Source organism: Pantoea sp. JV6, assembly GCF_025910055.1.
In the GTDB taxonomy this organism is placed as follows: domain Bacteria; phylum Pseudomonadota; class Gammaproteobacteria; order Enterobacterales; family Enterobacteriaceae; genus Pantoea; species Pantoea agglomerans.
Genome location: NZ_JAPCIM010000030.1, coordinates 1 through 1,282 on the forward strand (window position 1 = coordinate 1; position 1,282 = coordinate 1,282).

1 protein-coding gene is annotated in these 1,282 nt (G+C 63.5%); it reads left to right on the top strand.

All coding sequences use genetic code 11. The features are described from left to right. A partial coding sequence (locus tag OK412_RS23385; RefSeq protein ID WP_264353661.1) for an Ig-like domain-containing protein occupies positions 1 to 1,282 on the top strand: 1,282 nt, incomplete at both ends.

The window sequence follows — 1,282 nt, forward strand, 5'->3', positions numbered from 1 at the left end:
AGACGGTGAGCACGTCTTTACGGCATCGGTAACCAACGAAGCGGGCAACAGCAGCGAGGCGAAATTTACCCTGACCGTTGACACCATCGTACCTGTCCTGCCGACCATCACCGGGATGATTGACGATGTAGGCACTGTACAGGGCACGTCTACGACCAGTGGTGGCGTAACGGACGATCCGGCACCGACCTTTACCGGCAAGGCGGAAAAAGGTTCGCTGGTTACGCTGTATGACGGCGACAGCGTGCTGGGCAGCGTTCGGGCGGATGCGCAGGGCAACTGGAGCTATACGCCGACCACCAATATGGTAGACGGCGATCATAGTATCAAAGCCGTTAGCACGGACGCGGCAGGAAACATCTCCGCGCCTGGCGCAGAATGGCCGTTTAAGCTGGATACCAGCACGGCGGCTCCGGAAATCACGAACAACACCGAAGACGAGCTGGCCGGTAACGCCGAGCCGGGTGCGGTGATCGTGATCACCGATCCGGTCAGCGACAGCGTGACCAGCACGGTGGCGGACGCGGACGGCCACTGGAGCATCCAGCCGAATCCGGCGGGCGTGGACGCCAAAGACGTCGTGGTGGAAGCCACCGACGAGGCGGGCAACAGCAACAGCGTTGTGATCGACGGCCCGACAGACAGCACGCCGCCGGATAACCAGACCTCGGGCCTGGTCATCGACAGCATCACCCTGACCGACGACGTCGGTGCGATTACCGGCGAGATCCTGGATGGCAGCGTCACCGACGACGCACGGCCGACCCTTTCCGGCGACGCAACCGCCGACATCGATCACGTCAACATCTATGACAACGGCCAGCTTATCGGCAGCGCAGCTGTCGGCGTGGACGGCAAGTGGAGCTGGACGCCGGAGCAGGATATGGCGGACGGCGCCTCTCACGACCTGACGGTTGCGGCGGTGGACGCGGCGGGTAACGAAGGCCCGCAGGTGAGCGGCACTGATGACGATGGCTGGAGCTTTACCGTCGACACCACTGCGCCGGATACCGACGCCTTTACAGACAGCAGCATCACGCTGACCGATGACGTCGGTCCGGTACGGGGCGAGATCGCCGACGGTGCAACGACTGATGATGCACGCCCGACCTACAGCGGTAGCGTGAGCACGGCAGGAATAGCGCAGGGTGTGGTCAGCGTCAATATCTACGACAGTGGCAAGCTGATCGGCAGCGCAGCGGTAGAGGCGGACGGCAAGTGGAGCTGGACGCCGGACAGCGCGATGAGCAGCGGGGCGCACGCCCTGACGGTCGCGGCGGTA